This is a genomic window from Falsiruegeria litorea R37 (genome assembly GCF_900172225.1).
Taxonomy (GTDB): Bacteria; Pseudomonadota; Alphaproteobacteria; order Rhodobacterales; family Rhodobacteraceae; genus Falsiruegeria; species Falsiruegeria litorea.
On the sequence record NZ_FWFO01000001.1, the window covers coordinates 332,465 to 358,317 of the forward strand.

At 57.1% G+C, this 25,853-nt stretch carries 42 protein-coding genes; 40 read left to right on the forward strand and 2 right to left on the reverse strand.

All coding sequences use genetic code 11. The features are described 5' to 3' along the window. Nucleotides 1-164 precede the first annotated feature (164 nt). From TRL7639_RS22965 to TRL7639_RS01680, 11 genes are all read left to right on the forward strand, one after another. A complete protein-coding gene (locus tag TRL7639_RS22965) occupies nucleotides 165-341 on the forward strand; it encodes a hypothetical protein (RefSeq protein WP_165759720.1) in 177 nt (58 codons plus the stop codon). A gap of 282 nt (nucleotides 342-623) precedes the next feature. Then, nucleotides 624-1,466 (forward strand): 50S ribosomal protein L2, encoded by an 843-nt coding sequence (gene rplB, locus TRL7639_RS01635; protein WP_085794068.1) that lies wholly within the window; start codon nucleotides 624-626, stop codon nucleotides 1,464-1,466. A 3-nt stretch (nucleotides 1,467-1,469) separates the two neighbouring features. Continuing rightward, the gene (rpsS, locus tag TRL7639_RS01640; RefSeq protein WP_005980699.1) at nucleotides 1,470-1,748 is read left to right on the forward strand and encodes a 30S ribosomal protein S19; all 279 of its coding nucleotides are present in this window, start codon (nucleotides 1,470-1,472) and stop codon (nucleotides 1,746-1,748) included. Nucleotides 1,749-1,751: 3 nt separating this feature from the next. Then, nucleotides 1,752-2,132 carry a 50S ribosomal protein L22 gene (rplV, locus tag TRL7639_RS01645; protein ID WP_085794069.1) on the forward strand — a complete coding sequence of 127 codons (381 nt, stop codon included), beginning with the start codon at nucleotides 1,752-1,754 and terminating at the stop codon, nucleotides 2,130-2,132. Then, a complete protein-coding gene (rpsC, locus tag TRL7639_RS01650) occupies nucleotides 2,132-2,839 on the forward strand; it encodes a 30S ribosomal protein S3 (protein WP_085794070.1) in 708 nt (235 codons plus the stop codon). The genes rplV and rpsC overlap by 1 nt, the downstream gene beginning before the upstream one ends. 14 nt (nucleotides 2,840-2,853) lie before the next feature. Then, nucleotides 2,854-3,267 (forward strand): 50S ribosomal protein L16, encoded by a 414-nt coding sequence (rplP, locus tag TRL7639_RS01655; protein ID WP_085794071.1) that lies wholly within the window; start codon nucleotides 2,854-2,856, stop codon nucleotides 3,265-3,267. 192 nt (nucleotides 3,268-3,459) lie between these two features. Next, nucleotides 3,460-4,443, forward strand: a complete 984-nt coding sequence (locus TRL7639_RS01660; protein ID WP_085794072.1) for an SDR family oxidoreductase — start codon at nucleotides 3,460-3,462, stop codon at nucleotides 4,441-4,443. A gap of 152 nt (nucleotides 4,444-4,595) precedes the next feature. Beyond that, nucleotides 4,596-5,639 (forward strand): hypothetical protein, encoded by a 1,044-nt coding sequence (locus TRL7639_RS01665; protein ID WP_133057589.1) that lies wholly within the window; start codon nucleotides 4,596-4,598, stop codon nucleotides 5,637-5,639. Between the two features lie 204 nt (nucleotides 5,640-5,843). After that, nucleotides 5,844-6,029 (forward strand): hypothetical protein, encoded by a 186-nt coding sequence (locus tag TRL7639_RS01670; protein WP_235820228.1) that lies wholly within the window; start codon nucleotides 5,844-5,846, stop codon nucleotides 6,027-6,029. Between the two features lie 107 nt (nucleotides 6,030-6,136). Beyond that, complete coding sequence (locus tag TRL7639_RS01675) at nucleotides 6,137-6,757, forward strand: 2OG-Fe(II) oxygenase family protein (protein ID WP_085794075.1); 621 nt, start codon at nucleotides 6,137-6,139, stop codon at nucleotides 6,755-6,757. Then, nucleotides 6,729-6,992 (forward strand): hypothetical protein, encoded by a 264-nt coding sequence (locus TRL7639_RS01680; protein ID WP_133057590.1) that lies wholly within the window; start codon nucleotides 6,729-6,731, stop codon nucleotides 6,990-6,992. The genes TRL7639_RS01675 and TRL7639_RS01680 overlap by 29 nt, the downstream gene beginning before the upstream one ends. Nucleotides 6,993-7,031: 39 nt before the next feature. Here the strand turns inward: TRL7639_RS01680 and TRL7639_RS01685 are convergent, their stop codons facing one another. Beyond that, a complete protein-coding gene (locus tag TRL7639_RS01685; RefSeq protein ID WP_085794077.1) occupies nucleotides 7,032-7,373 on the reverse strand; it encodes a DUF6122 family protein in 342 nt (113 codons plus the stop codon). A gap of 27 nt (nucleotides 7,374-7,400) precedes the next feature. Further along, nucleotides 7,401-7,784, reverse strand: a complete 384-nt coding sequence (locus tag TRL7639_RS01690) for a hypothetical protein (RefSeq protein WP_133057591.1) — start codon at nucleotides 7,782-7,784, stop codon at nucleotides 7,401-7,403. A gap of 328 nt (nucleotides 7,785-8,112) precedes the next feature. Between TRL7639_RS01690 and rpmC the strand changes: the two genes are divergently transcribed. From rpmC to TRL7639_RS01835, 29 genes are all read left to right on the forward strand, one after another. Then, on the forward strand, nucleotides 8,113-8,319 hold the full coding sequence (rpmC, locus tag TRL7639_RS01695) for a 50S ribosomal protein L29 (protein ID WP_085794079.1): 207 nt from the start codon (nucleotides 8,113-8,115) through the stop codon (nucleotides 8,317-8,319). A gap of 12 nt (nucleotides 8,320-8,331) precedes the next feature. Then, nucleotides 8,332-8,562, forward strand: coding sequence for a 30S ribosomal protein S17 (rpsQ, locus tag TRL7639_RS01700; protein WP_085794080.1), 231 nt, complete (start codon nucleotides 8,332-8,334; stop codon nucleotides 8,560-8,562). A gap of 86 nt (nucleotides 8,563-8,648) precedes the next feature. Further along, complete coding sequence (gene rplN, locus TRL7639_RS01705; protein WP_005621870.1) at nucleotides 8,649-9,017, forward strand: 50S ribosomal protein L14; 369 nt, start codon at nucleotides 8,649-8,651, stop codon at nucleotides 9,015-9,017. Nucleotides 9,018-9,019: 2 nt separating this feature from the next. Next, nucleotides 9,020-9,331, forward strand: coding sequence for a 50S ribosomal protein L24 (gene rplX / locus TRL7639_RS01710; RefSeq protein ID WP_085794081.1), 312 nt, complete (start codon nucleotides 9,020-9,022; stop codon nucleotides 9,329-9,331). Continuing rightward, nucleotides 9,324-9,884 carry a 50S ribosomal protein L5 gene (rplE, locus tag TRL7639_RS01715; RefSeq protein ID WP_085794082.1) on the forward strand — a complete coding sequence of 187 codons (561 nt, stop codon included), beginning with the start codon at nucleotides 9,324-9,326 and terminating at the stop codon, nucleotides 9,882-9,884. The genes rplX and rplE overlap by 8 nt, the downstream gene beginning before the upstream one ends. 18 nt (nucleotides 9,885-9,902) lie before the next feature. Further along, nucleotides 9,903-10,208 carry a 30S ribosomal protein S14 gene (gene rpsN, locus TRL7639_RS01720; RefSeq protein ID WP_085794083.1) on the forward strand — a complete coding sequence of 102 codons (306 nt, stop codon included), beginning with the start codon at nucleotides 9,903-9,905 and terminating at the stop codon, nucleotides 10,206-10,208. A gap of 13 nt (nucleotides 10,209-10,221) precedes the next feature. Then, on the forward strand, nucleotides 10,222-10,614 hold the full coding sequence (rpsH, locus tag TRL7639_RS01725; protein ID WP_085794084.1) for a 30S ribosomal protein S8: 393 nt from the start codon (nucleotides 10,222-10,224) through the stop codon (nucleotides 10,612-10,614). Nucleotides 10,615-10,625: 11 nt separating this feature from the next. After that, on the forward strand, nucleotides 10,626-11,159 hold the full coding sequence (gene rplF, locus TRL7639_RS01730; protein ID WP_085794085.1) for a 50S ribosomal protein L6: 534 nt from the start codon (nucleotides 10,626-10,628) through the stop codon (nucleotides 11,157-11,159). An 11-nt stretch (nucleotides 11,160-11,170) separates the two neighbouring features. Next, nucleotides 11,171-11,530: a 50S ribosomal protein L18 gene (gene rplR, locus TRL7639_RS01735; protein ID WP_058283506.1), complete on the forward strand. Its 360-nt coding sequence runs from the start codon at nucleotides 11,171-11,173 to the stop codon at nucleotides 11,528-11,530. 114 nt (nucleotides 11,531-11,644) lie between these two features. Beyond that, nucleotides 11,645-12,214, forward strand: a complete 570-nt coding sequence (gene rpsE / locus TRL7639_RS01740; protein WP_085794086.1) for a 30S ribosomal protein S5 — start codon at nucleotides 11,645-11,647, stop codon at nucleotides 12,212-12,214. Nucleotides 12,215-12,226: 12 nt separating this feature from the next. Further along, entirely contained in the window at nucleotides 12,227-12,415 is a 189-nt protein-coding gene (gene rpmD / locus TRL7639_RS01745) for a 50S ribosomal protein L30 (RefSeq protein ID WP_008559881.1), read from the forward strand. A 153-nt stretch (nucleotides 12,416-12,568) separates the two neighbouring features. Continuing rightward, on the forward strand, nucleotides 12,569-12,949 hold the full coding sequence (locus tag TRL7639_RS01750) for an ectoine synthase (protein WP_085794087.1): 381 nt from the start codon (nucleotides 12,569-12,571) through the stop codon (nucleotides 12,947-12,949). A 201-nt stretch (nucleotides 12,950-13,150) separates the two neighbouring features. Further along, entirely contained in the window at nucleotides 13,151-13,381 is a 231-nt protein-coding gene (locus TRL7639_RS01755) for a DUF1127 domain-containing protein (RefSeq protein WP_085794088.1), read from the forward strand. Between the two features lie 61 nt (nucleotides 13,382-13,442). Then, nucleotides 13,443-14,081, forward strand: a complete 639-nt coding sequence (locus TRL7639_RS01760) for a 2-hydroxychromene-2-carboxylate isomerase (protein ID WP_085794089.1) — start codon at nucleotides 13,443-13,445, stop codon at nucleotides 14,079-14,081. A 142-nt stretch (nucleotides 14,082-14,223) separates the two neighbouring features. Next, on the forward strand, nucleotides 14,224-14,697 hold the full coding sequence (gene rplO / locus TRL7639_RS01765; RefSeq protein WP_085794090.1) for a 50S ribosomal protein L15: 474 nt from the start codon (nucleotides 14,224-14,226) through the stop codon (nucleotides 14,695-14,697). Between the two features lie 108 nt (nucleotides 14,698-14,805). Continuing rightward, nucleotides 14,806-16,170, forward strand: a complete 1,365-nt coding sequence (secY, locus tag TRL7639_RS01770) for a preprotein translocase subunit SecY (protein WP_085794091.1) — start codon at nucleotides 14,806-14,808, stop codon at nucleotides 16,168-16,170. Beyond that, on the forward strand, nucleotides 16,167-16,745 hold the full coding sequence (locus tag TRL7639_RS01775) for an adenylate kinase (protein ID WP_085794092.1): 579 nt from the start codon (nucleotides 16,167-16,169) through the stop codon (nucleotides 16,743-16,745). Before secY ends, TRL7639_RS01775 begins: the two co-directional genes overlap by 4 nt. A 20-nt stretch (nucleotides 16,746-16,765) precedes the next feature. Next, nucleotides 16,766-17,032: a hypothetical protein gene (locus tag TRL7639_RS01780; protein WP_133057592.1), complete on the forward strand. Its 267-nt coding sequence runs from the start codon at nucleotides 16,766-16,768 to the stop codon at nucleotides 17,030-17,032. Nucleotides 17,033-17,254: 222 nt separating this feature from the next. Then, the gene (gene rpsM, locus TRL7639_RS01785; protein ID WP_085794094.1) at nucleotides 17,255-17,623 is read left to right on the forward strand and encodes a 30S ribosomal protein S13; all 369 of its coding nucleotides are present in this window, start codon (nucleotides 17,255-17,257) and stop codon (nucleotides 17,621-17,623) included. Nucleotides 17,624-17,638: 15 nt separating this feature from the next. Further along, nucleotides 17,639-18,028 (forward strand): 30S ribosomal protein S11, encoded by a 390-nt coding sequence (rpsK, locus tag TRL7639_RS01790; protein WP_085794095.1) that lies wholly within the window; start codon nucleotides 17,639-17,641, stop codon nucleotides 18,026-18,028. A 118-nt stretch (nucleotides 18,029-18,146) separates the two neighbouring features. Further along, nucleotides 18,147-19,163 carry a DNA-directed RNA polymerase subunit alpha gene (locus tag TRL7639_RS01795; RefSeq protein ID WP_085794096.1) on the forward strand — a complete coding sequence of 339 codons (1,017 nt, stop codon included), beginning with the start codon at nucleotides 18,147-18,149 and terminating at the stop codon, nucleotides 19,161-19,163. A 136-nt stretch (nucleotides 19,164-19,299) separates the two neighbouring features. Further along, nucleotides 19,300-19,719, forward strand: a complete 420-nt coding sequence (gene rplQ / locus TRL7639_RS01800) for a 50S ribosomal protein L17 (protein ID WP_085794097.1) — start codon at nucleotides 19,300-19,302, stop codon at nucleotides 19,717-19,719. 109 nt (nucleotides 19,720-19,828) lie between these two features. Continuing rightward, nucleotides 19,829-20,209, forward strand: coding sequence for a YybH family protein (locus TRL7639_RS01805; RefSeq protein ID WP_085794098.1), 381 nt, complete (start codon nucleotides 19,829-19,831; stop codon nucleotides 20,207-20,209). 76 nt (nucleotides 20,210-20,285) lie between these two features. After that, complete coding sequence (locus tag TRL7639_RS01810; protein WP_085794099.1) at nucleotides 20,286-21,668, forward strand: trypsin-like peptidase domain-containing protein; 1,383 nt, start codon at nucleotides 20,286-20,288, stop codon at nucleotides 21,666-21,668. Nucleotides 21,669-21,671: 3 nt separating this feature from the next. Further along, a complete protein-coding gene (locus TRL7639_RS01815) occupies nucleotides 21,672-23,000 on the forward strand; it encodes a replication-associated recombination protein A (RefSeq protein WP_085794100.1) in 1,329 nt (442 codons plus the stop codon). 47 nt (nucleotides 23,001-23,047) lie between these two features. Then, entirely contained in the window at nucleotides 23,048-23,428 is a 381-nt protein-coding gene (crcB, locus tag TRL7639_RS01820; RefSeq protein WP_085794101.1) for a fluoride efflux transporter CrcB, read from the forward strand. Further along, nucleotides 23,425-24,468 (forward strand): RluA family pseudouridine synthase, encoded by a 1,044-nt coding sequence (locus TRL7639_RS01825; protein WP_085796207.1) that lies wholly within the window; start codon nucleotides 23,425-23,427, stop codon nucleotides 24,466-24,468. Before crcB ends, TRL7639_RS01825 begins: the two co-directional genes overlap by 4 nt. After that, nucleotides 24,465-25,136, forward strand: coding sequence for an HAD-IA family hydrolase (locus TRL7639_RS01830; protein WP_085794102.1), 672 nt, complete (start codon nucleotides 24,465-24,467; stop codon nucleotides 25,134-25,136). The genes TRL7639_RS01825 and TRL7639_RS01830 overlap by 4 nt, the downstream gene beginning before the upstream one ends. A gap of 3 nt (nucleotides 25,137-25,139) precedes the next feature. Beyond that, nucleotides 25,140-25,847, forward strand: a complete 708-nt coding sequence (locus tag TRL7639_RS01835; protein ID WP_085794103.1) for an ATP12 family chaperone protein — start codon at nucleotides 25,140-25,142, stop codon at nucleotides 25,845-25,847. Nucleotides 25,848-25,853: the final 6 nt, after the last annotated feature.

Sequence of the window (25,853 nt, forward strand, 5' to 3'; positions counted from 1 at the left end):
TGCTCTTTGCGCCACAAAGTGGCCCGCTCACCCATTTGAGCGCCACCCCGCGAGACGACGCCGGCACGGCATGACGCTTTGAGTTCGCACCTCTGCAAGTTATCCGGGATAATTTCACTGAACTGTCGTTGTGTCAGAGGCTTTGGGTGGCTAGGCTCCCTTGTATGAAACATGTCCCCAAAGAAACGACAGATGACGCTCTTATTCAGGAGTACCTGGACAAGGGCGGTAAGGTGAGTGTTGGCAAGACCAAGCCTGCGAAACCCGAATTGGGGCTGAGCAAGAATGTTTGGAACAACAAGCTGACCAAAGAAGAGAAGGCCGCGCGCGACAAGAAGTGAGTGCGCGACTTGCTGGCTGATCTGGATTCTTGCCCGTCTTGGATGCGGGTATCCGGAATCTCTGTTCTGTCTATAGACACCTACTATGTTCTCTGATACGCCGCACCAATCGTGCAGCCTCGGATTCGTTCCGGGGCTTCTGATATTTGAATCGGGGACCTTCGGGGCCCTACATCCTGGGCACCTCAGTAGCGGGTTTATCCGCGCGAAAGGGGGCCTTTAACATAGCGGGTCCAAAGACAAGAACCTAAGGACACGCACGCTAAACGGAAGACAGAAAGCATGGCACTCAAGTCGTATAAGCCGACGACGCCGGGCCAGCGCGGGCTGGTGCTGATCGACCGTTCGGAGCTCTGGAAAGGACGCCCCGTCAAAGCCCTCACCGAGGGTCTGACGAAATCGGGCGGCCGGAACAACACCGGACGGATTACATCGCGACGCCGCGGTGGTGGGGCAAAGCGCCTCTACCGGATCGTTGACTTCAAACGCAACAAATTTGATGTGGCAGCAACCGTTGAACGGATCGAATACGACCCGAACCGGACTGCATTCATCGCACTGGTCAAATACGAAGACGGCGAGCAGGCATACATCCTTGCTCCGCAGCGTCTGGCTGTTGGTGACACCGTTGTTGCCTCGGCAAAGGCCGACATCAAGCCGGGCAACGCAATGCCGTTCTCGGGCATGCCGATCGGTACCATCGTTCACAACATCGAAATGAAGCCCGGCAAAGGCGGTCAGATTGCCCGCGCTGCTGGTACCTATGCTCAGTTCGTTGGTCGTGACGGCGGTTACGCTCAGATCCGCCTGAGCTCGGGCGAACTGCGCCTGGTGCGTCAGGAATGCATGGCCACCGTTGGTGCCGTGTCGAACCCCGACAACTCCAACCAGAACTACGGTAAAGCCGGTCGTATGCGCCACAAAGGCATCCGCCCGTCGGTTCGTGGTGTGGTTATGAACCCGATCGACCACCCCCACGGTGGTGGTGAAGGCCGGACCTCGGGTGGTCGTCACCCGGTGACGCCTTGGGGTAAGCCGACCAAGGGTGCACGCACCCGCAACAAGAACAAAGCGTCCAGCAAGCTGATCATCCGCTCGCGGCACGCCAAGAAGAAGGGGCGTTAATTCATGTCTCGCTCTGTTTGGAAAGGCCCTTTTGTTGACGCTTACGTTCTCAAAAAGGCAGAAGCTGCTCGTGAATCGGGCCGTAACGAAGTGATCAAGATCTGGTCGCGTCGTTCCACCATCCTGCCCCAGTTCGTGGGCCTGACATTTGGTGTGTACAACGGTCAGAAGCACATTCCCGTCAACGTCTCGGAAGACATGATTGGTCAGAAGTTCGGTGAATACTCGCCAACTCGCACCTATTATGGCCACGCCGCTGACAAAAAAGCGAAGCGGAAGTAAGTCATGGGCAAGGCAAAGAACCCCCGCCGCGTGGCAGACAACGAAGCAATGGCGAAAACCCGCATGCTTCGCACCAGCCCGCAGAAACTGAACCTGGTTGCAGCGATGATCCGCGGCAAGAAGGTTGATCGCGCTCTGACCGATCTGACCTTCTCGAACAAGCGTATCGCAGCAGACGTGAAGAAATGCCTTCAGTCCGCAATCGCCAACGCCGAGAACAACCACAACCTGGACGTCGATGAACTGATCGTCGCCGAGGCCTATGTGGGTAAAAACCTGACCATGAAGCGCGGTCGCCCGCGGGCACGTGGCCGGTTCGGCAAGATCATCAAGCCGTTCTCGGAACTCACCATCAAGGTGCGTCAAGTTGAGGAGCAAGCCTAATGGGTAACAAAGTAAATCCGATCGGCATGCGCCTCCAGGTCAACCGTACCTGGGACAGCCGCTGGTACGCAGACACCAAAGACTATGGTGACCTGCTGCTCGAGGACCTGAAAATCCGCGAGTTCATCAAGGATGAGTGCAAGCAAGCCGGTATTGCTCGTGTGATCATCGAACGTCCGCACAAAAAGTGCCGCGTCACGATCCACACCGCGCGCCCCGGCGTCATCATCGGCAAGAAAGGTGCAGACATCGAAACTCTGCGCAAAAAGATTGCCACGATGACCGACAGCGAGCTGCACCTCAACATCGTTGAGGTTCGTAAGCCCGAGCTGGACGCACAGTTGGTTGGCGAGTCGATCGCTCAGCAGCTGGAACGTCGTGTATCCTTCCGCCGCGCCATGAAGCGTGCGGTTCAGAACGCCATGCGCATGGGCGCCCTGGGTATCCGGGTGAACGTGGCTGGTCGTCTGGGCGGCGCCGAAATCGCACGGACCGAATGGTACCGCGAAGGTCGTGTGCCTCTGCACACTCTGCGTGCCGACATCGATTACGCACATGTGGAAGCTACCACTCCCTACGGGATCATCGGGATCAAAACCTGGATCTTCAAAGGCGAGATCATGGAGCATGACCCGCAAGCGCGTGATCGTAAAGCACAGGAACTCCAGGATGGCCCTGCACCTCGCGGTGCTGGCGGTCGTCGCTAAGGGAGGCTTGAGAAATGCTTCAACCAAAGCGTACTAAATTCCGCAAAATGCACAAAGGCCGGATCAAAGGCCTCGCAAAAGGCGGTTCTGATCTGAACTTCGGCACCTATGGCCTGAAGGCTCTGCAGCCTGAGCGCGTCACCGCGCGCCAGATCGAAGCTGCACGTCGTGCCATGACGCGTCACATGAAACGTCAAGGTCGCGTTTGGATCCGTATCTTCCCCGACACCCCGGTCACCTCGAAGCCGACCGAAGTTCGTATGGGTAAAGGTAAGGGTTCCGTTGATTATTGGGCAGCCAAGGTCAAGCCTGGCCGCGTGATGTTCGAAATCGACGGCGTCAACGACGATATCGCCCGCGAGGCCCTGCGCCTGGCCGCGATGAAACTGCCGATCAAGACCCGTATCGTGGTTCGCGAAGACTGGTAATCCGGTCGAAATCGAAAAACTTTGGAACCCCGTCGAGATGCTCGGCGGGGTTCTTCTTTGCGATCTGCTGTTTCGTCGGCATCATTTGTCGCTTGTGGTCAATTCTTGCAGTCAAAGCTCAGTAGTTTCGCCATCAATTACGCAATACCCTGGATGCTGTTTTCGGTGTTCGGGCAATGAAAGGGTTTCTCCATGTCCAAGCAAACTGTCCTTGTGACCTCGGCCACCGGGCGCATCGGTCGCGAATTGGTCGCGCGACTGGCCATAAATGATCAGTTCACCGTGCGTGCCTGTTATTTCAGCGAGGCCAAGGCCGAGCAGTTGATGGCCTTGGGAGCCGATGAAGTCGTCAAGTTCGACCTGTCGGACAACAGCACCTGGGCAGCGGCATTGGATGGTGTTTCGGCGATTTACTCAGCTTCGCTTGATCCCATGCTCGAAGGGCACCTTGCATTCTGCAAGGAGCTGGGTCGACGTAAGGATGCAATCAGGCACGTTGTGCGTGTCAGCTGCATGGGCGCGGACACCAATACGGCCTCTTATGACGCCGATACACATGCGTCGCGTCCGGGGGCGGGCATTCCGCTGATGCTGCAGCACTATTGGTGGGGAGAGAAGGCGCTGATTGACGCGGGGCTGACGGTCACTGCGCTGCGCAACAACTTTTTCATGAACCACCTGCTCAAGACTGACTGTGATCAGATCCGGGATGAGGGCTGGTTCAGCAACCCGTTGGGTGACATCCGCAACTCGTTTGTGGCGACACGGGACATTGCAACGGCTGCCGAAGTGGTCCTGAGCGAGGGCCCTGAACGTCACGGCAACAAGTTCTATGACATCACCGGACCGGCGCCGCAGTCGATGGCCGAGATCGCAACCGATCTGGGGCGTGCTATGGATAAAGCGATCGAATACCGCCCGCAGTCGATGGAGAGTTTCGAGGCCGATTTTGGCAGCACCCGCGCCGAGTTCTTCGAATATCTGACCAATGGGTTCTACACACGCTGCAGTCCGGATTTTTATAACCTGACTGGTGAGAAGCCGACCTCTTACTACGACTATCTCACCACCAAAGGGGCCAGCGGCGAGACCGGCCTAGAAGAATTGTGGCAGGGCAATCTTTGGAAAAAGGGCGAGGATGCAATGAAAGACGCGGTATCCGCATCTGCCGAATAACCGGTAATGCGGTGTCGCGAAAACACCTTTGATACGGCGGCCCTGACGTCAAACATCAGGGTCGTCGGGCATATTTTGGTTGGCAAATAAGCGAGTTTATATACAATCTGGGGAAGATTAGGTGGAATACTTATGATTTGTGAGGGTTGATTTTGGAACTTTTATTGCTTTTGGGTCTTGGGGTGGCCGTTGGTGCCGGGGTTATTGTGTCCAATGACGACGATGATGATGAGGTTGCCGAGGTCACAGGATTTGACCTCGACGAAAACAACGATCTTGTCGGAACGATGGGCAACGACACGCTGAGTGCGGGCAACCTGGACCAGTTGGAAGACAATCAAAGTGCCGAGGTGCGTGGCGGTGAAGGCGACGACCTTATTGATTTCAACGCCGTGCTAGATGAGGAGGACACGTCTGGAGGGCTTCACTCTCTGGGTTTGACTAGCACTGAAGTGTCCGGGGGGGCTGGCAACGATACCATCGTAATGGAAGATTTTGATGATTACGACAACACGATTGCGGGCGGGGATGGCGACGATTCCATTCGCTATTCAGACCGATATTCATCACCGAACACGGTGATTGAGGGGGGCAATGGCAATGATACGATTGATGCCTCGGACGCAGATGATGTCGATATTTACGGCGGTGCGGGTGATGATTACATTCAAGCGTTGTATGAAGGGTACTCGGGCGACGGTTACACCACGAGGGTCTATGGGGGTGAAGGGGACGATACGCTTCGCCTCGACCCGGTTTCGCCTTTTCAGACTTTCTCGCATGTCGCGACTCAAGAGGCTTTTGGTGGTGCTGGCGCTGACCGGTTTGAACTGCTGATTGATGAGGGAGAGATCTCGGATGATTCACTGACCGCTGAAGACGTTCGAGAGCAAAACGAAAATCCCTATGAACCTGGGTACGACATGTTTTTTGTCGATGACGAAACGCTCGGTGCCGTTGCATTTAGCCTTCCCGATTTCGAAGCGGGCGTAGATGTTCTGTCGATCGAAGCGAATACACTGAACGATGAATACACGTTCGCCGGTGCACGCAGCGAGGCGGATGGCGACGATGGCAGTCGGATTATCCTGACGTATGAAAGCGACGAATTGGTAACGCGTGAGGTGCATATCCTGATCGGTGCGCCAGGTGTTACTATGGCTGACGTGGAACTGATCGATGGCACGACTGCTTGACTGCAGGGACGTTGACGTGTGGGGATCAGCAAAACTAAGCCAACGTGCTGAATAGCCAGCCTGATTCTGCCGATTGGAATTCATAAGAATGAATATCGGATTCGACTTCTGTGTGAATTTCTGCAAATCTTGAGATGAGGAGCGTTTCCTCGCACTAAGTCCCACGTGCTGGGAACCAATATTTGAACGAGAGGACAATTGAAGATGAAACTGAAGTTTGCTGCCCTTGGTCTGGTTGCCGCGACGCTGGTCGCCTGCGCTCAGCAGGAAGAGATCGTGCCGGTCACATTTGCACCGACCTATGACAAGCTGGGTAACGCCAGCTGCCCCGAAGGTTACACTCTGGCCACCACCACCGCGGGTGCCACGGTCTGCTCGCCGCTGTCCTGAGCATAACGTTAACGGGGCGGTCCAGTGGGCCGCCCTATTTGATTCCATGGCAGGCTCTTTGCTTCGTCACCTCTCGCGCTTGAGCATTGGCTGGGGTAAGAGAGCCCATGCCCAAGATTGAATCACTTTTTGTCACCCGTCTGTACCACGCCGCGCTGTCGGAATTCGGCCCCAAGGTCGATGCCGAAGAGTTGGAGGCGTCTTGTTATTCCATTGCCGAGGATGACGAGGCAGGGCAGGAATGGTGCGAAGCCAACGGCTATCCTGGTTACACATCTTATGCGTCGCTGACCGACCTGGGGTGGCGCTTCCCGATTTTTGCCGATGTGATCAAGTCGTTGGGCCAACATGTCGCGGAATTTGCCAAGGATCTTGAGTTCGACCTGGACGACCGGCAATTGAAGCTCGAAGACCTCTGGATCAACATCCTGCCCGAAGGCGGGATGCACGCCAGCCACATCCACCCGCATTCGGTCATTTCAGGCACCACCTATGTCTCGATGCCCAAAGGGGCGAGCGCGTTGAAACTCGAGGACCCTCGGTCTGGTCGCATGATGGCCGCCCCAACTCGGGTCAAGGATGGGCGTCGTGAGTTGCAGCCCTTCATTTATATGAAGCCCAAGGTTGGCGATGTGCTGCTGTGGGAGAGTTGGTTGCGCCATGAGGTGCCGATGAACATGGCAGAGGATGAGCGGATCAGTGTTAGCTTCAATTATAGATGGGATTGATCCCTGCCTGCTGAATGCGATGGACGCAGCGGCCCCGGCCTTTTGGATTGGGATGGTGGTGCTGTTCCTGTTGGTGCTCTACCGGACGAACTGGAATTTTCGCGAGGCATTCTCAGAGCTGGTGAGCTTTCGCCAACGTGGCAACCAGACAAAGCTTGAAAAGGGGGTCTTGGCCGCGACGTTGGCCATGACGTTCTATCTGTTGATCAAGGCGATGGAGGGGTGTGGGACCTGACCGCATGCAGTCGATCCCGCACCTGAATGCCGTGTGACGTCAGAACGCCCATGTGCCCTGCAGGGTGCAATCCAAGCTGTCGGTGGCCAGATGCCACAAACACCCAAGCGCAAAGGCCCGCACCTTCCACGATGGGACCAGCAGGACCAGGCCATAGCCCGCAGCCGCCAACCCTGAATGCAGCGGATGAAACCCGATACTGCACCGGTCCGGATCAAAGATCGGCGTGGCCAGCAGGTGATCGGCGTCAATGATGTTTGCGGCGATCATCAGCAGAGCAGCGGTCAGCCATCTCTCACGTCCGAACAGGACCCTTGCAATGGCAAAGGGTATCACAAAGTGAAAGCCGTAGTGGACCACCAGTGTAGGGGCGCCGCTCATCAGTTTAGGATTCGTTTTGGGATAGACTTAACGGAAAGTGTGATATGCAAAGGTAGCAGCAATGACGCCAAAACCGAAGGTAAAGAATATCATTAGTGTGACAAGCCTCGCTTTTGTCCTAACCGATATTTCAATGGACCTTACGAGGTTTCTTCTTTCAAGCTCTTGTTCGTGTTGCTGTTGCTCTGCACGAAGATCTTGGTGATTTTTGATGCTGTATTTTGCGATTTCTTCGGGTTCAGGGCGGATCAACAGATTGCGTGTGCTGCGGCGGTCTTTGACGGACTTGCGGTACACCAATAGCTTTTCGACGCCTTTGCTGACCTGCGCGAAAATGGTAACGCAAGCAACCATTACCCCAAATGCTATTGCCGCCAGCTCAAGCCAGTATTGAAATTCATCAGTATTCAATGAGCGTCCATAAATGATCCATGATGAAAGGTAGCGTAGTTGTAACAGGTATTCTAAAAAGAGAGTCAATACGTGAACTTCTTCGAAGGTGTAGTATGCGTGGACGGATTTTGAGTCTGTATGGTAGGATCGAAAGATAGAGACAAAAACTGCAAGTTCTGTTGGTCTCAAACTTTCCCTTGCCCCCACCTCGAACCTCCCCTATGTAGCGGCATCTTGCACGTCCCCCCGGCTGAGTCGGGGGATTCGCATTTGTTGTATTCATCCACCAGGTCCAAGGTGACCCGTTTACGGGGCCTTCTGGTGTTTTGAGAAAAGGAAAAAGGCGATGAACGCCCAAGAACTTCGTGACAAGACTCCGGACCAGCTCCGCGAGGAACTCGCAAACCTGAAGAAAGAGAGCTTTAACCTGCGCTTTCAACAGGCAACCGGTCAGCTGGAAAGCACTGCAGGCATCAAGGCGGCTCGCCGCAATGCTGCCCGCGTGAAGACCATCCTGAACGAAAAAGCTGCTGCCGCAGCTTCTGCAGAATAAGGAGCCTGAAGTATGCCCAAACGTATCCTGCAAGGCACCGTGACATCGGACGCCAACGCCCAGACCGTAACCGTCTCGGTTGAGCGTCGTTTCACGCACCCCGTTCTGAAGAAAACCATCCGTAAGTCCAAGAAGTACCGGGCTCACGATGAAAAGAACGCTTTCAAGGTCGGCGACTCTGTACGCATCATCGAATGCGCGCCGAAATCGAAAACGAAACGTTGGGAAGTTCTGGAAGCTTAACTCTTAAGCTTCCCGGACGACTCGACAGAGTCGAAACCCTGGGGACCAGGCCACGCATCGGCCCCCCATAGGTCGGGAGAAACCACATGATCCAGATGCAAACAAACCTGGATGTTGCTGACAACTCCGGCGCTCGCCGAGTTCAGTGCATCAAGGTTCTGGGTGGCTCCAAGCGTAAGTACGCATCCGTAGGCGACATCATTGTCGTTTCGGTTAAGGAAGCCATCCCGCGCGGTCGCGTGAAGAAAGGTGATGTCCGTAAGGCCGTCGTCGTTCGCACCGCCAAAGAAGTACGTCGCGAAGACGGCACCGCGATCCGTTTTGATCGCAACGCCGCTGTCATCCTGAACAACAACAACGAGCCCGTAGGTACCCGTATCTTTGGCCCGGTTGTTCGTGAGTTGCGCGCGAAAAACTTCATGAAAATCATCTCGCTTGCTCCGGAGGTGCTGTAACAATGGCTGCTAAACTCCGCAAAGGCGACAAAGTCGTCGTGCTGGCCGGTAAGGACAAGGGCAAAGAGGGTACAATCACCTCGGTTGACCCGTCCGCAGGCAAAGCAGTGGTTGACGGCGTGAACGTCGCAATCCGCGCCACCCGTCAGACCCAGAACAGCCAGGGCGGTCGCATCCCCAAAGCGATGCCGATCGAACTGTCGAACCTGGCACTGCTGGACGCAAACGGCAAAGCAACTCGCGTTGGCTTCCGCATGGAAGGCGACAAGAAGGTCCGCTTCGCCAAGACCACAGGGGACGTGATCGATGCTTGATAACGCAACCTACACCCCGCGTCTGAAAACTCAGTACGTTGAAACCATCCGTGCCGCTCTGAAAGAAGAGTTCGGCTACAAGAACGACATGCAGCTGCCCAAGCTGGAAAAAATCGTTCTGAACATCGGTTGTGGTGCTGAAGCTGTCAAAGATTCGAAGAAAGCCAAATCGGCTGTCGAAGATCTGACTGCAATCGCTGGTCAAAAAGCTGTGTCCACCAAGGCAAAGAAATCGATCGCGGGCTTCCGTGTTCGTGAAGACATGCCTCTGGGTGCCAAGGTGACCCTGCGCGGTGACCGGATGTACGAATTCCTGGACCGTCTGATCACCATCGCGATGCCGCGTATCCGTGACTTCCGCGGTGTGAAACCTTCTTTCGACGGTCGTGGCAACTTTGCCATGGGCATGAAAGAGCACATCGTGTTCCCCGAAATCGACTTTGATAAAGTCGATGAGACCTGGGGCATGGACATCGTAATCACCACCACAGCGAACACCGACGCTGAAGGCAAGGCACTGTTGAAAGCTTTCAACATGCCGTTCAACGCGTAAGCGCCGGAGGGAAAAGACATGGCTAAAAAAGCAATGATCGAACGCGAGAAGAAGCGCGAGCGCCTGGTGGCAAAATACGCTGCCAAACGTGCCGAGCTCAAAGAGATCGCGAATGACGAAAGCAAGCCGATGGAAGAGCGTTTCAAAGCGCGTCTGAAACTGGCGAAACTGCCGCGCAACAGCTCGGCAACTCGTCTGCACAACCGCTGCCAGCTGACCGGCCGTCCTCACGCTTACTATCGTAAGCTGAAGATCAGCCGTATTGCGCTGCGCGAGCTGGGCTCTGCTGGTCAGATCCCCGGCATGGTGAAATCGAGCTGGTAAGGGAGACATAGATATGAACGATCCTATCGGCGATATGCTCACCCGTATCCGTAACTCTCAGATGCGCGGCAAATCCACCGTCATGACCCCGGCTTCGAAGCTGCGGGCATGGGTTTTGGATGTGCTGGCGGACGAAGGTTACATCCGCGGTTATGAAGCAACCACTGGTGCCGACGGCCACCCGGCCATCGAAATCAGCCTGAAGTACTACGAAGGCACTCCTGTCATTCGCGAACTGAAGCGGGTCTCGAAGCCCGGTCGTCGCGTGTACATGGGCGTCAATGACATCCCGTCGGTCCGTCAGGGCCTGGGCGTGTCGATTGTCAGCACTCCGAAAGGCGTGATGTCGGATGCAAACGCTCGCTCCAACAATGTTGGTGGCGAAGTGCTCTGCACCGTCTTCTAAGGAGGTCTGCAATGTCTCGTATTGGTAAGAAACCGGTCGAACTGCCCAGCGGTGTAACCGCGTCGGTGTCCGGCCAGACCATCGAAGTCAAAGGCCCGAAGGGGACCCGCAGCTTCTCGGCAACTGACGACGTGACTCTGAGCGTCGAAGACAACGTTGTCAAAATCGACCCGCGCGGCTCGTCCAAGCGTGCTCGTCAGCAGTGGGGCATGTCCCGCACCATGGTTGCGAACCTCGTTGCAGGCGTGACCACCGGCTTCAAAAAAGAGCTGGAGATCCAGGGTGTGGGTTACCGGGCTCAGATGCAGGGCAACACCCTGAAGCTGAACCTGGGTTTGTCGCACGACGTTGACTATGTGGCCCCCGAAGGCGTGACCATCACGGCGCCTAAGCAAACCGAGATTGTTGTCGAAGGTATCGACGAACAGGCGGTTGGCCAGGTTGCTGCTGAAATCCGCGCATGGCGTAAGCCCGAGCCCTACAAAGGCAAAGGCATCCGCTACAAGGGCGAGTTCATCTTCCGTAAGGAAGGCAAGAAGAAGTAAGGACCAGACAGATGGCAAACAGCAAACGGACCCTGTTCCTCAAGCGCCGCCTGCGCGTCCGGAACAAACTTCGCAAAGTGAACGCCGGACGTCCGCGTCTGTCCGTTCACCGTTCGAACAAGAACATCAGCGTCCAGCTGATCGACGATGTTCGTGGCGTGACTCTGGCTTCGGCCTCGACCCTGGAAAAAGATCTGGGCGTCGTTGGCAAGAACAACGTCGAAGCAGCTACCAAGGTGGGCGCGGCTATTGCCGAGCGTGCCAAGAAAGCTGGCGTTGAAGAAGCTTACTTTGATCGCGGCGGCTTCCTGTTCCACGGCAAGGTGAAGGCTCTGGCCGACGCTGCCCGTGAAGGTGGTCTCAAGATCTAAACAGTGTGGGCGGTGCACGCACCGCCCCGATGATCCGGGGGTTCCGGTCCTGATTGGGACCCACCAGGATTGGACAGATAGGCGCCAGACGCCTTTATGAAAGGAATGCCACTCATGGCAGAACGTGAAAACCGCCGGGGCAACCGTCGCGACCGCGAGGAAGCACCGGAATTCGCAGATCGCCTGGTTGCGATCAACCGTGTATCGAAAACCGTAAAAGGTGGTAAGCGTTTTGGCTTCGCCGCTCTGGTGGTTGTCGGCGATCAGAAAGGCCGTGTTGGCTTTGGCAAAGGTAAAGCGAAAGAGGTCCCTGAGGCCATTCGTAAAGCCACCGAGCAAGCCAAGCGCCAGATGGTTCGCGTGCCCCTGCGCGAAGGCCGTACCCTGCACCACGACGTCGAAGGTCGTCACGGCGCAGGCAAGGTTGTGATGCGGACCGCTCCGGAAGGTACTGGTATCATCGCCGGTGGTCCGATGCGTGCTGTATTCGAAATGCTGGGCGTGAAAGACGTGGTTTCCAAGTCGATCGGCTCGCAGAACCCGTACAACATGATCCGCGCCACCATCGACGGGCTGAAAAAAGAAGCCAGCCCCCGTTCGGTTGCACAGCGTCGTGGCAAGAAAGTTGCTGACATCCTGCCCAAGCGGGACGAAGCACCGGCTGCCGCCGAAGCTGAAGCGTAAGGAGAGCGATCCATGGCAAAAACCATCGTCGTCAAGCAGATCGGTTCCCCGATCCGCCGCCCCGCCGACCAGCGCGCCACTCTGGTTGGCCTGGGCCTGAACAAGATGCACAAGACCCGCGAGCTGGAGGATACTCCTTCGGTCCGCGGTATGGTCAACAAGATCCCGCATCTGGTTGAGATCATCGAAGAGCGCGACTAAGCTTTTTGATCGTCAGAATTAGGAAAACGCCCTCGGGAAACCGGGGGCGTTTTTCTTTTGGCAGGTGCGAAAATCGGTTGCCGGGGGATGTCGGCTGCGAAACAGTGCGCAGGCTGACGTTTGGGCAGTCGTTTGGGCAGTTGGGAGAGAGAGATGATCGTCAAAGATTTGGCATCTGTGATTGGAACAGATGATCACATGGTGGGGTACAACCTGGAAAGTCGTCGTATTCTGCTCGCGCGGGACGGGCTGGGGTACTCGCTGCATGACACCGTGGTCGAGGCGGGGAACGAGCTACACCTGCACTACAAGAACCACATCGAATCCAACTATGTGATCGAAGGCGAGGGAACAGTCGAAAATGTCGCCACCGGAGAGGTTCACGAGCTGAGTGTCGGGTCGATCTATGTTCTGGACAAGAACGACGCGCATATTCTGCGAACCAAAACCAAGATGCGCTTTGTCTGCGTCTTCACCCCTGCGCTGAGTGGTGAAGAGCGACACGATGAAGACGGCAGCTATGATCCGTCCTGAGGTTCGACCTCTTTAGGAAAGCTGACAATCGCCTCCGACCTTCGGGGGCTTTTTTCGTCTAGGGTTGCTTTGGCTGCATAGCGGGAAGACCCGAGTGTGCGTTGTCCCAAGGGCAAGCAGGTCATACCTGCGGTTTGTCTCAGAAAGAACAGAAACAAACCAACCGGGCAATCAGGCCCGGCCCGTATGAGGAATTGAAAAATGGCACATGTTGCAACCCACGAAGGTTTCGGTCACTCGCTGGCAACCCGCATCCGCGCGGCATTCGAAAGCATGAAACAAGCCCGTGTTCTGCGCGGCGAATACAGCCGCACCGTGAACGAGCTTTCCGGCCTGACCGATCGCGAACTGCACGATTTCGGCTTCAGCCGCTACGAAATCCACGACATCGCGAATCGCCACGTCTATGGTGACCAGTTCCGCCACCTTTGATCATCGCGCGCAGGCCGGTTTTGCTTTGCCGTTAGGGTAAGTTGTCTCTAACCTCGCTGGCATGAGCACGATCGACTATTACTACTCGGCCCATTCAGCCTTTGCCTATTTAGGATCGCGGCGGTTGTACGAGATCTGTAATGAGCATTCTGTCACCTTGGTCCACAAGCCGATCAATCTTTCACCGGTGGTTGAAGTTCAAGGCTCGTTGCCGTTTCGTGATCGGACGCAGGCCCATGTCGACTACTTCTTTGGGCGCGAGATTGAACGTTGGTCCGAATACCGGGATGTCCCGGTGATAAAATACCGCCCGACGTATCACGATGCGGACTATAGCTTGGCGTCGGGCATGATTGTGGCGCTTGGTTCTTCGGGTCCAGCGGTAGATGCTTTTGCCCATGCGATTCTCGAGGCGCATTGGCGAGATGATGCGGATCTGTCGGATCAGGCGACATTGATAACAATCGCACAGCACTGCGGCCTGGACGGGCCAGCATTGATTGAGCAGGGCGCTGGACCAGAAGCGCAGGCCAAAGTTGCGGCAATTTCCGAAGACGCGCGTGAGCTCAGTGTTTTTGGGTCGCCGACCTACGTTGTGGACGGTGACCCGTTCTATGGGCAGGATCGTTTGGAGTTGATCGAGCGGGCGGTACAGCGTCCATTCGCACCCACCTGTTGGGTCAACCCGCCTGTCAATTGATCAACCGGGCGAAAGGCTTGATCTAGGCTGACAGGCCCGCTATACGCGCCCGGTGGCGCAATGCGTCACGAGAATCAAAATCAAGAAATGCCGTGGTTGGCCCACTCGCTTCGAGGGTCACATCCGGCTTAGGAGAAGCGAAATGAAACTGAACGAACTGCGCGACAACGACGGCGCAACCAAAAAACGCACCCGCGTAGGCCGCGGTGTAGGCTCCGGCAAAGGTAAGACCGGTGGCCGTGGTATCAAAGGTCAGAAATCCCGTTCGGGTGTGGCTATCAATGGCTACGAAGGCGGCCAGATGCCTTTGTACCAGCGTCTGCCCAAGCGTGGCTTCAACAAGCCGAACCGCAAGGAATTCGCTGTTGTGAACCTGGGCCTGATCCAGAAATTCGTCGACGCCAAGAAACTGGACGGCGCAGCAGCCATCACCGAAGACGCGCTGATCGCGTCCGGTCTGGTTCGCCGCAAGCTGGACGGCATCCGCGTCCTGGCCAAAGGCGAAGTGACCGCCGCTCTGAACATCGAAGTAACCGGTGCATCGAAGGCTGCTGTTGAAGCAGTCGAAAAAGCGGGCGGTTCACTTAAGGTCACAAAAGCTGCTGCGGCAGAGTAAGCGCTTGTGAGCGGCGCTTAAGCCGCTTACATAGTCGCATGAGTTTTCCATGACGCCGCCCGAGCCGGAGAACGGTTCCGGGCGGCGTTTTCATAAGAGAGACCGATAATGGTATCAGCAGCAGAACAAATGGCGGCCAACACAAGCTGGTCCGCCCTTGGCAAAGCCACCGATCTGCGCAACCGCATCCTGTTCACCCTGGGTTTGTTGATCGTCTACCGCCTGGGCACCTTTATTCCGGTGCCAGGTATCGACGGCGTTGCCCTGCGAGAGTTCATGGAGCAAGCGGGGCAAGGCATCGGCGGTATGGTTTCGATGTTCACCGGGGGCGCGCTAGGGCGCATGGGCATCTTTGCCCTTGGCATTATGCCCTATATCTCGGCATCGATCATCGTGCAGCTGCTGACGGCCATGGTTCCCCAACTTGAGCAACTCAAGAAAGAGGGTGAACAGGGCCGCAAAAAGATCAACCAATACACTCGTTTCGGCACCGTGGCCCTGGCCACCGTGCAGGCTTATGGCCTGGCCGTGTCGCTCGAATCGGGTGATTTGGCGACCGATCCCGGCCTCTATTTCCGCTTCTCGACCATGATCACGCTGGTTGGCGGCACCATGTTCCTGATGTGGCTGGGTGAGCAGATCACCGCACGCGGCATCGGCAACGGTATCTCGCTGATCATCTTTGTTGGCATCATCGCCGAAGTTCCCGCTGCACTGGCGCAGTTCCTGGCCTCGGGTCGTTCGGGCGCCTTGAGCCCTGCCGTGATCATCGCCGTGATCCTGATGGTGATCGTGACCATCACATTTGTGGTGTTCATGGAGCGCGCCTTGCGCAAGATCCACATTCAATACCCGCGCCGTCAGGTCGGTATGAAGGTCTATGACGGTGGTTCGAGCCACCTGCCGGTCAAGGTGAACCCCGCAGGCGTGATCCCGGCCATCTTTGCCAGCTCGCTGCTTCTGCTGCCGGTGACGATCTCGACCTTCTCGGCCGGCGCCGCAAATGGTCCGATCATGTCCTGGCTGCTGGCTAACTTTGGTCCGGGTCAGCCGCTCTATCTGCTGTTCTTCGTGTCGATGATCGTGTTTTTTGCGTATTTCTATACGTTCAACGTCTCGTTCAAACCTGACGACGTGGCCGACAACCTGAAGAACCAGAACGGCTTTGTTCCGGGTATCCGTCCCGGCAAGAATACCGCCAAATACCTGGAGTATGTGGTCAACCGCGTGCTGGTTCTGGGCTCCGCCTATCTGGCGCTGGTCTGTGTTCTGCCGGAAATCCTGCGGGGCCAGTTCGCAATTCCGTTTTATTTCGGTGGTACCTCGGTGCTGATTATCGTCTCTGTCACGATGGACACGATTCAGCAGGTACAAAGTCACTTGCTTGCGCACCAATACGAAGGGCTCATTGAAAAGTCCCAACTGCGTGGCAAAGGTAAGAAACGCGGCAGGAAGGGACCCGCTCGTCGATGAACATCATTCTTTTGGGCCCGCCGGGTGCGGGCAAAGGCACTCAGGCGGGACACTTGGTTGCGTCCCGCGGCATGGTACAGCTGAGCACGGGCGATATGCTGCGCGAAGCAAAAAGCAGCGGCACCGAAATGGGCAAGCGCGTTGCCGAGGTCATGGACAAGGGCGAGTTGGTCACCGACGAGATCGTCATTGGCCTGATCCGCGAAAAGCTGGAACAGGGTGCCGAGGGTGGTTTCATCTTTGACGGCTTCCCCCGGACACTGGCCCAAGCCGATGCCCTGGGTGAGCTGCTGGCCGAAAAAGGCGAAAAGCTGGACACCGTGATCGAGATGCAGGTCGACGATGAAACGCTGGTACAGCGTATCGTGGGCCGCGCAGCCGAAGCAGTTGCAGCAGGCAAAGAAGCCCGCGCTGACGACAACGAAGCAAGCGTGCGCATCCGCCTGATGGAATACTACAAGAAGACCGCACCGCTGATCGGCTACTACCACGCCAAAGGTTTGCTTTCGGACGTTGATGGCCTGGGTTCGATCGAAGCCGTGCAAGGTGAGATTGGCGCCATTCTGGACACCTGATCTGTCAGGAGTTGGAGGCTGTGAAGCTCAACTTCTTTAAGCAACGACGAAAAGAACAGATCCAAGACAGTTTTGTCTTCGGGTCTGTTTTCTTTGTTTCGGTTTGGTTCCTGAGATCGGTTGTGGCCAATTTGCAGAACAAGTTTGAATTCTTGTGTGGTGACCGGGTGGATTGCCCGAGCTGGTCTTCTGAGTTTCAAGTTCTAACCGCCTGCATATTGGTTGTGTCCTTGGTTGCAGCCATTGTTGCTCGTTTTATTGCAAAGGATGTGTTGTTTGGCAGGTAGAGTTGAGCGGTTCTTGAAGTACTTTAGTGTTGGGGCTTGACCCTATCGGGAAAAGCCCATATCGACCCCTATCCCTATGGGAATCAACCGCGCGCGCGGGATTCGTTTCGTGTGCAAGGACTACCTCAAATAATGCTGGACCCTCTGGCCACACTGCCAAGGTAAAGCGTTGTGAAAAAAGGTTCTGGAGTTACGGAACCGCAACGAAAAGGAAAGTGACACGTGGCACGTATTGCCGGCGTAAATATCCCGACTGCAAAGCGGGTACCTATCGCCCTCACATATATCACCGGTATCGGTAACACCTCGGCAGAAGCCATCTGCGAAGCCGTGGGCATTGAAGCGACCCGTCGCGTCAACGAACTGTCGGATGCCGAAGTTCTGAAAATCCGCGAGCACATCGATGAAAACTATACCGTCGAAGGTGACCTGCGTCGTGAGACTCAGATGAACATCAAGCGTCTGATGGACCTGGGCTGCTACCGCGGTCTGCGCCATCGTCGTAACCTGCCCGTTCGCGGTCAGCGTACCCACACCAACGCTCGTACTCGCAAAGGCCCTGCAAAGGCCATTGCTGGTAAGAAGAAATAAGGGAGGGTTTGATCAATGGCACGCGATAAGACTCGTACCAAGAAAAAAGAGCGTAAGAATATCGCTTCGGGCGTAGCCCACGTGAATTCGTCGTTCAACAACACCAAGATCCTGATCTCGGACGTACAGGGCAACGCCATCTCGTGGTCGTCGGCTGGTACTATGGGCTTCAAAGGATCGCGGAAATCGACCCCCTACGCTGCTCAGATGGCTGCAGAAGATGCAGGCAAAAAAGCACAAGATCACGGCGTCAAGACGCTGGAAGTCGAAGTTCAGGGCCCCGGTTCGGGTCGTGAATCGGCTCTGCGCGCTCTGGCTGCAGTGGGCTTCAACATCACGTCGATCCGCGACGTGACGCCGATTGCTCACAACGGTTGCCGCCCGCCGAAGCGCCGCCGCGTCTAAGCGACACCAAAATTACGCTGGGGCTGTGTCATTTGACGCGGCCCCAGTCCGTCATTTTAAACCTCGGGCGTCTGCACCTTTTCTGGACATGGGGCGCAGACAGGAATGGAGGGACAACATGATCCACAAGAACTGGGCTGAACTGATCAAGCCAACCCAGCTAGACGTGAAGCCGGGCAATGACCCAGCACGTCAAGCAACGGTTGTGGCCGAGCCGCTGGAGCGTGGCTTTGGTCTGACACTGGGCAACGCCCTGCGTCGCATCCTGATGAGCTCGCTGCAAGGCGCAGCAATCACCAGCGTTCAGATCGACAACGTTCTGCACGAGTTTTCCAGCGTGGCCGGTGTGCGTGAAGACGTCACCGACATCATTCTGAACCTCAAGCAGGTGTCTTTGCGCATGGAAGTCGAAGGCCCCAAGCGCCTGTCGATCAATGCCAAAGGTCCCGCCGTTGTTACCGCTGGTGACATCAGCGAAAGCGCCGGTATCGAGATCCTGAACCGGGATCACGTGATCTGCCACCTGGACGATGGTGCGGATCTGTTCATGGAACTGACGGTTAACACCGGCAAGGGTTATGTCTCGGCTGACAAGAACAAGCCCGAAGATGCCCCCATCGGCCTGATCCCGATCGACGCGATCTATTCGCCTGTCAAGAAAGTGTCGTACGACGTGCAGCCGACCCGTGAAGGTCAGGTTCTGGATTATGACAAGCTGACCATGAAGGTCGAAACCGACGGTTCGATCACGCCGGATGACGCCGTGGCTTTTGCTGCACGCATCCTGCAGGATCAGCTGTCGATCTTTGTCAACTTCGACGAGCCCGAAGCGGCTGGTCGCCAGGACGAAGATGACGGTCTGGAGTTCAACCCGCTGCTGCTCAAGAAAGTCGACGAGCTGGAGCTGTCGGTCCGTTCGGCAAACTGCCTGAAGAACGACAACATCGTCTACATCGGCGATCTGATCCAGAAGACCGAAGCAGAGATGCTGCGCACGCCGAACTTTGGCCGCAAGTCGCTGAACGAGATCAAAGAAGTGCTGTCGGGCATGGGTCTGCACCTTGGCATGGACGTCGAGGACTGGCCGCCGGACAACATCGAAGATCTGGCCAAGAAGTTCGAAGACAACTTCTAAGGTTTCGGAGGGGGCTCAGGTCCCCTCCATCAATGCCCGGACTGCCGGGGACAACATGGGCAAACCCGCCCCAAGGTGAATGGCTGACACGCATCGGCCATCGGACAAAGCAAAAGCTAGACGAAGGAACTACAAAATGCGTCACGCACGTGGATATCGCCGCCTGAACCGTACTCATGAGCACCGCAAGGCGCTCTTTGCGAACATGGCCGGCTCGCTGATCGAGCACGAGCAGATCAAAACCACTTTGCCCAAGGCAAAGGAACTGCGCCCGATCATCGAAAAACTGATCACCCTGGGCAAACGCGGTGACCTGCACGCACGTCGTCAGGCCGCAGCACGCCTGAAAGAAGACCAGTACGTCGCCAAACTGTTCGACGTCCTGGGCCCCCGCTACAAGGACCGTCAGGGCGGCTACGTCCGTGTCCTGAAAGCAGGCTTCCGCTATGGTGACATGGCCCCGATGGCAATCATCGAATTCGTTGACCGCGACGTCGATGCCAAAGGCGCCGCCGACAAGGCCCGCGTCGCCGCCGAAGAGGCCGCCGAAGACTAAACGCATCCGGCAGCTGGCCGATTGCGAACCCCCGCTCCACCGAGCGGGGGTTTTTCTTTGGGCGAAAGCGTTAACGTGTTAAGACTGGTGAAACAGCGTGAGGATTACCATGTCTGTCCAAAGCCAGATTGAGCATTTGCTGAACAGCTACATTCAAGCGTTTAACGCGCGCGATATGAAGATCATAGATTTGTTTCAGGGACGCGGTGATGTCTATACGCCCTATTCTAGACCCTCGATAGGACACCGAGAACTACGTGCATTGCACGCAAAATGGTTCGAGCAAGACATCACTTACAAGGCCGCGACGGTTCAACATTTCACGTCTCGGGAAGGGGCGGCATATTGCTTTGCAAGCTATTCTTTGATCCATCCTGAGGGCGACGGAGATGAGCGTATGGAAACGGGCTCTTCGGCCAGCATTATGATAGAAGAAGCCGAAGGACGATGGGTATTTCTTAGCACCAGCATTTTTCCGGATGAAACCTGAGCAAGCCGGTGGCGGGTTGCAATCCGACGGACACCCCCGCATATCGCATGCGTAGCTGAGCGTTCCCGGAGGAAAAATGATCCGCGTTATCCTGCCCCTGTTGTTGCTTTTGACACCTGCAGCCGCAATCGCCGAAACTCGTGTTCCAGCGTCGCAAGCCGAGATCTCGTTGGGTTTTGCCCCGGTGGTCAAGCGCGCGGCGCCAGCCGTGGTTAACATCTACGCCAAGATAATCACCAGCGGTCAGCCCAATCCGTTCTTTTCCGACCCGTTCTTTCAGGATTTTTTCGGTGGCTTCGGTGCGCCGCAACAACGGGTTCAAAACTCATTGGGCTCGGGTGTGATCTTGAGCGATGATGGCTATGTCGTGTCGAACTATCACGTGGTTGGTATGGCGTCTGAGATTCAGGTCGTGACCACGGACCGACGTGAATACTCGGCCACCGTTGTGCTTGGGGACGAGGAAAGCGACATCGCTATTCTGCGGTTGGATCAAGCTTCTGATCTGCCGTCGCTTGCCTTACGCGACTCTGATCAAGTGGAGGTCGGTGAGCTGGTCCTGGCAATTGGCAACCCGTTTGGCGTGGGTCAGACGGTCAGCAGCGGGATCGTGTCAGGGCTGGCTCGATCGGGGGCGGCAACCGGCAAAGCGCGTGGCTATTTCCTGCAGACAGATGCGCCGATCAACCCAGGAAATTCGGGCGGGGCGCTAATTGACGTGAATGGCGATCTGATCGGGATCAACACCTCGATCCTCAGCCGGTCGGGGGGCTCGAACGGGATCGGTTTTGCCATTCCCGCCAACCTTGTGCGCGAGTTCCTGCGTCAGGCGCGCCAAGGGAATGAATACTTTGTCCGTCCCTGGGCGGGCATTGCCGGCCAGCCCATGAACGCAGACATTGCAGACTCGCTTGGACTGGCGTTGCCCGAAGGTGTTGTGATTTCAGATATTCACGCGGTCAGCCCCCTGACCCAGGCCGGATTCAAGGTGGGGGACGTCGTGACCCATGTGGATGGCGAGCCGGTGAACTCGCCTTCCGAGATGATGTTTCGCATGTCAGTGACGGGTATCGGTGGGGTGTCCACAATGACTCGATTGCGCGACGGCGAGCGCGAAGAGTTGGGTGTCGCTATGATCGAGGCACCGGATGAGCCGCCCGCTGAAGACATCAAGCTGGATGACCAGACAGCTTTGCCGGGGCTTGTGGTTGCGCGGGCCAACCCGGCCGTCATCTCGTATCTTGGTTTGCCGCTGTCAGCCGAGGGTGTGGTTGTGATCGATCCGGGCCCCTATGGCGCGCGTGCGGGTCTCCAGCATGGTGATATCGTGGCCGGAATCAATGGCGAGGATATGCTTACGACGACTGACGTGCGCAAAGCCCTGACCGACACCGGGCGGTGGGTGCGGTTGGATTTGCAGCGGCGCGGTCAGAAACTGTCCCTAAGGTTCCGGTTGTGACCCATGGGTGATCTGTTCGATACAGGCACAGAAACGGACGCCAAGCCTGAGGCCGAAGCCGACCGGCACCGGCCCTTGGCAGATCGGTTGCGCCCGCAGTCCTTGGCCGAGGTGATCGGGCAGCAGCAGGTTTTGGGGCCTGATGCACCGCTTGGCGTCATGCTGGCCTCGGGCAGTTTGTCGAGCTTGATCTTCTGGGGGCCGCCGGGAGTGGGCAAGACCACCATTGCGCGATTGCTGGCGGATGAAAGCGACCTGCACTTCGTACAGATCAGTGCCATTTTCACCGGTGTACCCGACCTGAAAAAAGTGTTTGAGGCGGCCAAGATACGACGTCAGAACGGGCAGGGGACGTTGCTGTTCGTCGATGAGATCCACCGCTTCAACAAAGCGCAGCAGGACGGGTTTCTGCCGCATATGGAGGATGGCACCATCCTGCTGGTGGGGGCGACCACGGAAAACCCCTCGTTCGAATTGAACGCCGCTGTTCTAAGCCGCGCGCAGGTCATGGTGCTGGAACGTCTGGGCAAGGCGGATCTGGAGGCGCTGACTAAGCGCGCCGAGGCCGAGTTGGGACAAGACTTGCCGTTGCTCCCCCCGGCGCGATCAGCGTTGCAAGACATGGCGGACGGGGATGGGCGCGCTTTGCTCAACCTGATTGAACAGGTGGCCGCGTGGAAGGTGGACGCCGATCTGGACACGGACGCCCTGTCCACACGTCTGATGCGTCGCGCCACCAAATACGACAAGTCGGGCGAAGAGCACTACAACCTGATTTCCGCCTTACACAAATCGGTACGTGGCTCGGACCCGGATGCTGCGCTTTATTGGTTCGCCCGGATGCTGACCGGGGGCGAGGATCCGCGCTATCTGGCGCGACGGATCACGCGGATGGCGGTCGAAGACATCGGGCTAGCCGACCCGCAGGCACAGACCCATTGCCTGCATGCCTGGGAAGTGTACGAGCGCCTGGGCAGCCCCGAAGGCGAGCTGGCCCTGGCACAGGCCGTGGTTTACCTGGCGCTCGCGCCGAAATCGAACGGGGCTTACGTGGGCTACAAGGCCGCCATGCGGCTGGCCAAGAAATCGGGGTCGGAACCGCCGCCGAAACACATCCTGAACGCGCCTACGTCGCTGATGAAGGAGCAAGGTTATGGCGCGGGTTATGATTATGACCACGATGCCGAGGATGGGTTTTCGGGGCAGAACTATTTCCCCGATGGGATGGAACGGCCCGAGCTTTATCAACCGGTCGAGCGCGGGTTCGAGCGCGAGTTGAAGAAGCGGCTGGATTACTTTGCCAAGCTGCGCGCACAGCGCAATGCGGATTGACGCCAGCAAAACTTGACATCCCCTGCAGGGCGGGCCAAGGGAGCCCCATGTTTTCTTCGGTTCTACATGTGGCGCTTGGCGGCGCGATCGGGGCGTCGCTCCGGTATCTGACGGGCGTGGGCGTTCTGCGGACGTTTGGCCATCAGGAGTTTCCAATCGCCATTCTGACGGTGAACGTCATCGGATCGTTCCTTATGGGCGTGTTTGTGGTGACTGCCGCGCACAAGGGGCTGACGCATCTCAACCCGTTGGTGGCAACTGGGATCATGGGCGGGTTCACGACGTTCTCGGCGTTTTCGCTGGAAGCCGTGAACCTCTACGAACGCGGAGATTTGGGCCAGGCGGCGCTGTATGTGGCGTTGTCGGTGGGCCTGTCGATTGCGGCACTGATGTTGGGCCTGGTGTTGGCCAGAGGAGTATGGGCATGAGCGGAGTACAGATGATCACAGTGGCCGAAGGTGACGGCGATCAGCGCATTGACCGCTGGCTGCGCCGCCTGTTTCCGCATGTGAGCCAGGGCCGTATCGAAAAGATGTGCCGCAAAGGCGAGTTGCGGATTGACGGTGGCCGGGTCAAGGCATCGAGCCGGGTTGAGGTTGGGCAAGTGGTACGCATTCCTCCGTTGCCTGCGACGGACCAGAAACCGGCCGAACATCGCCCCCGGATCAAAGAGGCAGACGCGCGCATGATCCAGGATTGCGTGATCTACCGCGATGACCATGTGATTGCCTTGAACAAACCCGCGGGGCTGCCGGTGCAGGGTGGTAGTGGACAGACAAAGCACGTGGATGGCTTGGCCGAGGCGTTGCGCTTTGGTCTGGATGAAAACCCGCGTCTGGTGCACCGGTTGGACAAGGACACATCTGGCGTTCTGGTCATGGCCCGCACCCGCGAGGCCGCCAAGGGGCTGACCGCAGCCTTTCGCCACCGCAACACGCACAAGATCTATTGGGCTTTGGTGGCCGGTGTTCCGACCCCCTACTTGGGTGAGATCAAGACGGGCCTGGTCAAGGCACCAGGCCATGGCAAGCAGGGTGAGGGTGAAAAGATGATCCCGATCCATTCGCACGACGTGGATGACACGCCGGGCGCCAAGCGTGCGCATACGCTTTATGCCACGCTCTACCGCGTGGCCAGCCGCGCGTCTTGGGTGGCGATGGAACCTGTAACGGGCCGTACCCATCAGCTGCGGGCGCATATGGCTGGCATGGGCCACCCGATCATTGGCGACGGCAAATACGGCGGTTCGGGTCAGGAAAATCTGGGCGACGGCTGGGGCGCGCAATTGGGTGGGATCATCAGCAAGAAGCTGCATTTGCATGCACGTACCTTGAGCTTTGAGCATCCGATCACGCGCAAGCCGATCACTGTCACGGCCAAACTGCCTCAGCACATGAAAGAAAGCTGGGATACGCTCGGCTGGACCGAGGATCTGGCGGCGGACGACCCGTTCGAGGAACTGCGATGACCGCGGATCTGCGGCTGATCCTCTTTGATGTGGATGGCACTTTGGTCGACAGCCAGGCGGCGATTGTCGGGTCGATGACGGCTGCCTTTGACAAGGCTGGCCTGACGGTGCCCGCACGGCAGACGATCTTGTCCATCGTTGGTTTGTCTCTGCCTCAGGCGATGGAACGGCTGGCACCCGAGCAGGATGGGGGCGTTCGGGCCCAATTGGTGCAAGGCTACAAAGACAGCTACCGCGACCAGCGACTGGCGCAAGGGGCGGCGCATTCGCCGCTTTACCCGGGCGCGATGGAGATGCTTGAGGTACTGCATGCGGTGCCCGAGAACCTGTTGGGTGTTGCGACCGGAAAGTCCAAACGCGGTCTTGATGGGTTGATCGAGGCGCACGGGATGGAACGCTTGTTCGTGACGCGGCAGGTCGCTGATTTTCATCCGTCGAAACCACATCCTTCGATGATCCATGCCGCGATGGATGAGGCGGGGGTTGAGCCCGCAAATTGCGTGATGATCGGCGACACCAGTTTTGACATGGATATGGCTGCTGCCGCTGGCGTAGCCGGGATTGGGGTCAGCTGGGGCTATCACAAGCCATCGGCGCTGGCCTCGGCACACACCATCATTGATACATTCGACCAATTGCCTGACGCGTTGGCGCAAATCTGGACCTGAGACATGAGCGAGTGGAAACCCAAACGGTTTTGGACCAACAGCACCGTAGTCGAGGCAGACGGTGGATTCACTGTCGAATTGGACGGCCGCAGGGTGAAGACACCGGCCAAGGCCGGGCTGATCGTTCCAACCCAAGCCATGGCCCAAGCCATCGCTGAAGAATGGGACGCGCAAGAGGGCGAGGTGGATCCAGCCACCATGCCATTCACCCGATCGGCCAATGCCGCCATCGACAAGGTTCGTATTCAACACGCCGAAGTGGCCGACATGTTGGCCGCTTATGGCGATTCGGATTTGCTGTGTTATCGCGCCTCCCACCCGCAGGAATTGGTGAACCGGCAGGACGAACAATGGTCTCCGGCGTTGGATTGGGCAGCAGAAAATCTGGGCGCGCGTCTGAAACCGGTCTTTGGGGTGGTGCATGAACCACAATCGCGTGAGGTTCTGGATGTTTTGTCGCCCCAGGTTCACGCTTTGGGGGCGTTCCACTTGGCGGCCTTTCATGACCTTGTCAGCCTGTCTGGGTCTTTGATCTTGGGATTCGCGGCTGCCAGAAATTGGCGTGAAGCGGACGAGATTTGGCGCATTTCGCGTGTAGACGAGCTGTGGCAAGAGGAGCAATGGGGCGCCGACGACGAAGCCAGCGAACACGCAGAGATAAAGCGGCAGTCCTTTTTACACGCAAAACGGTTCTTTGACGTATCGGGTTGATCCTTT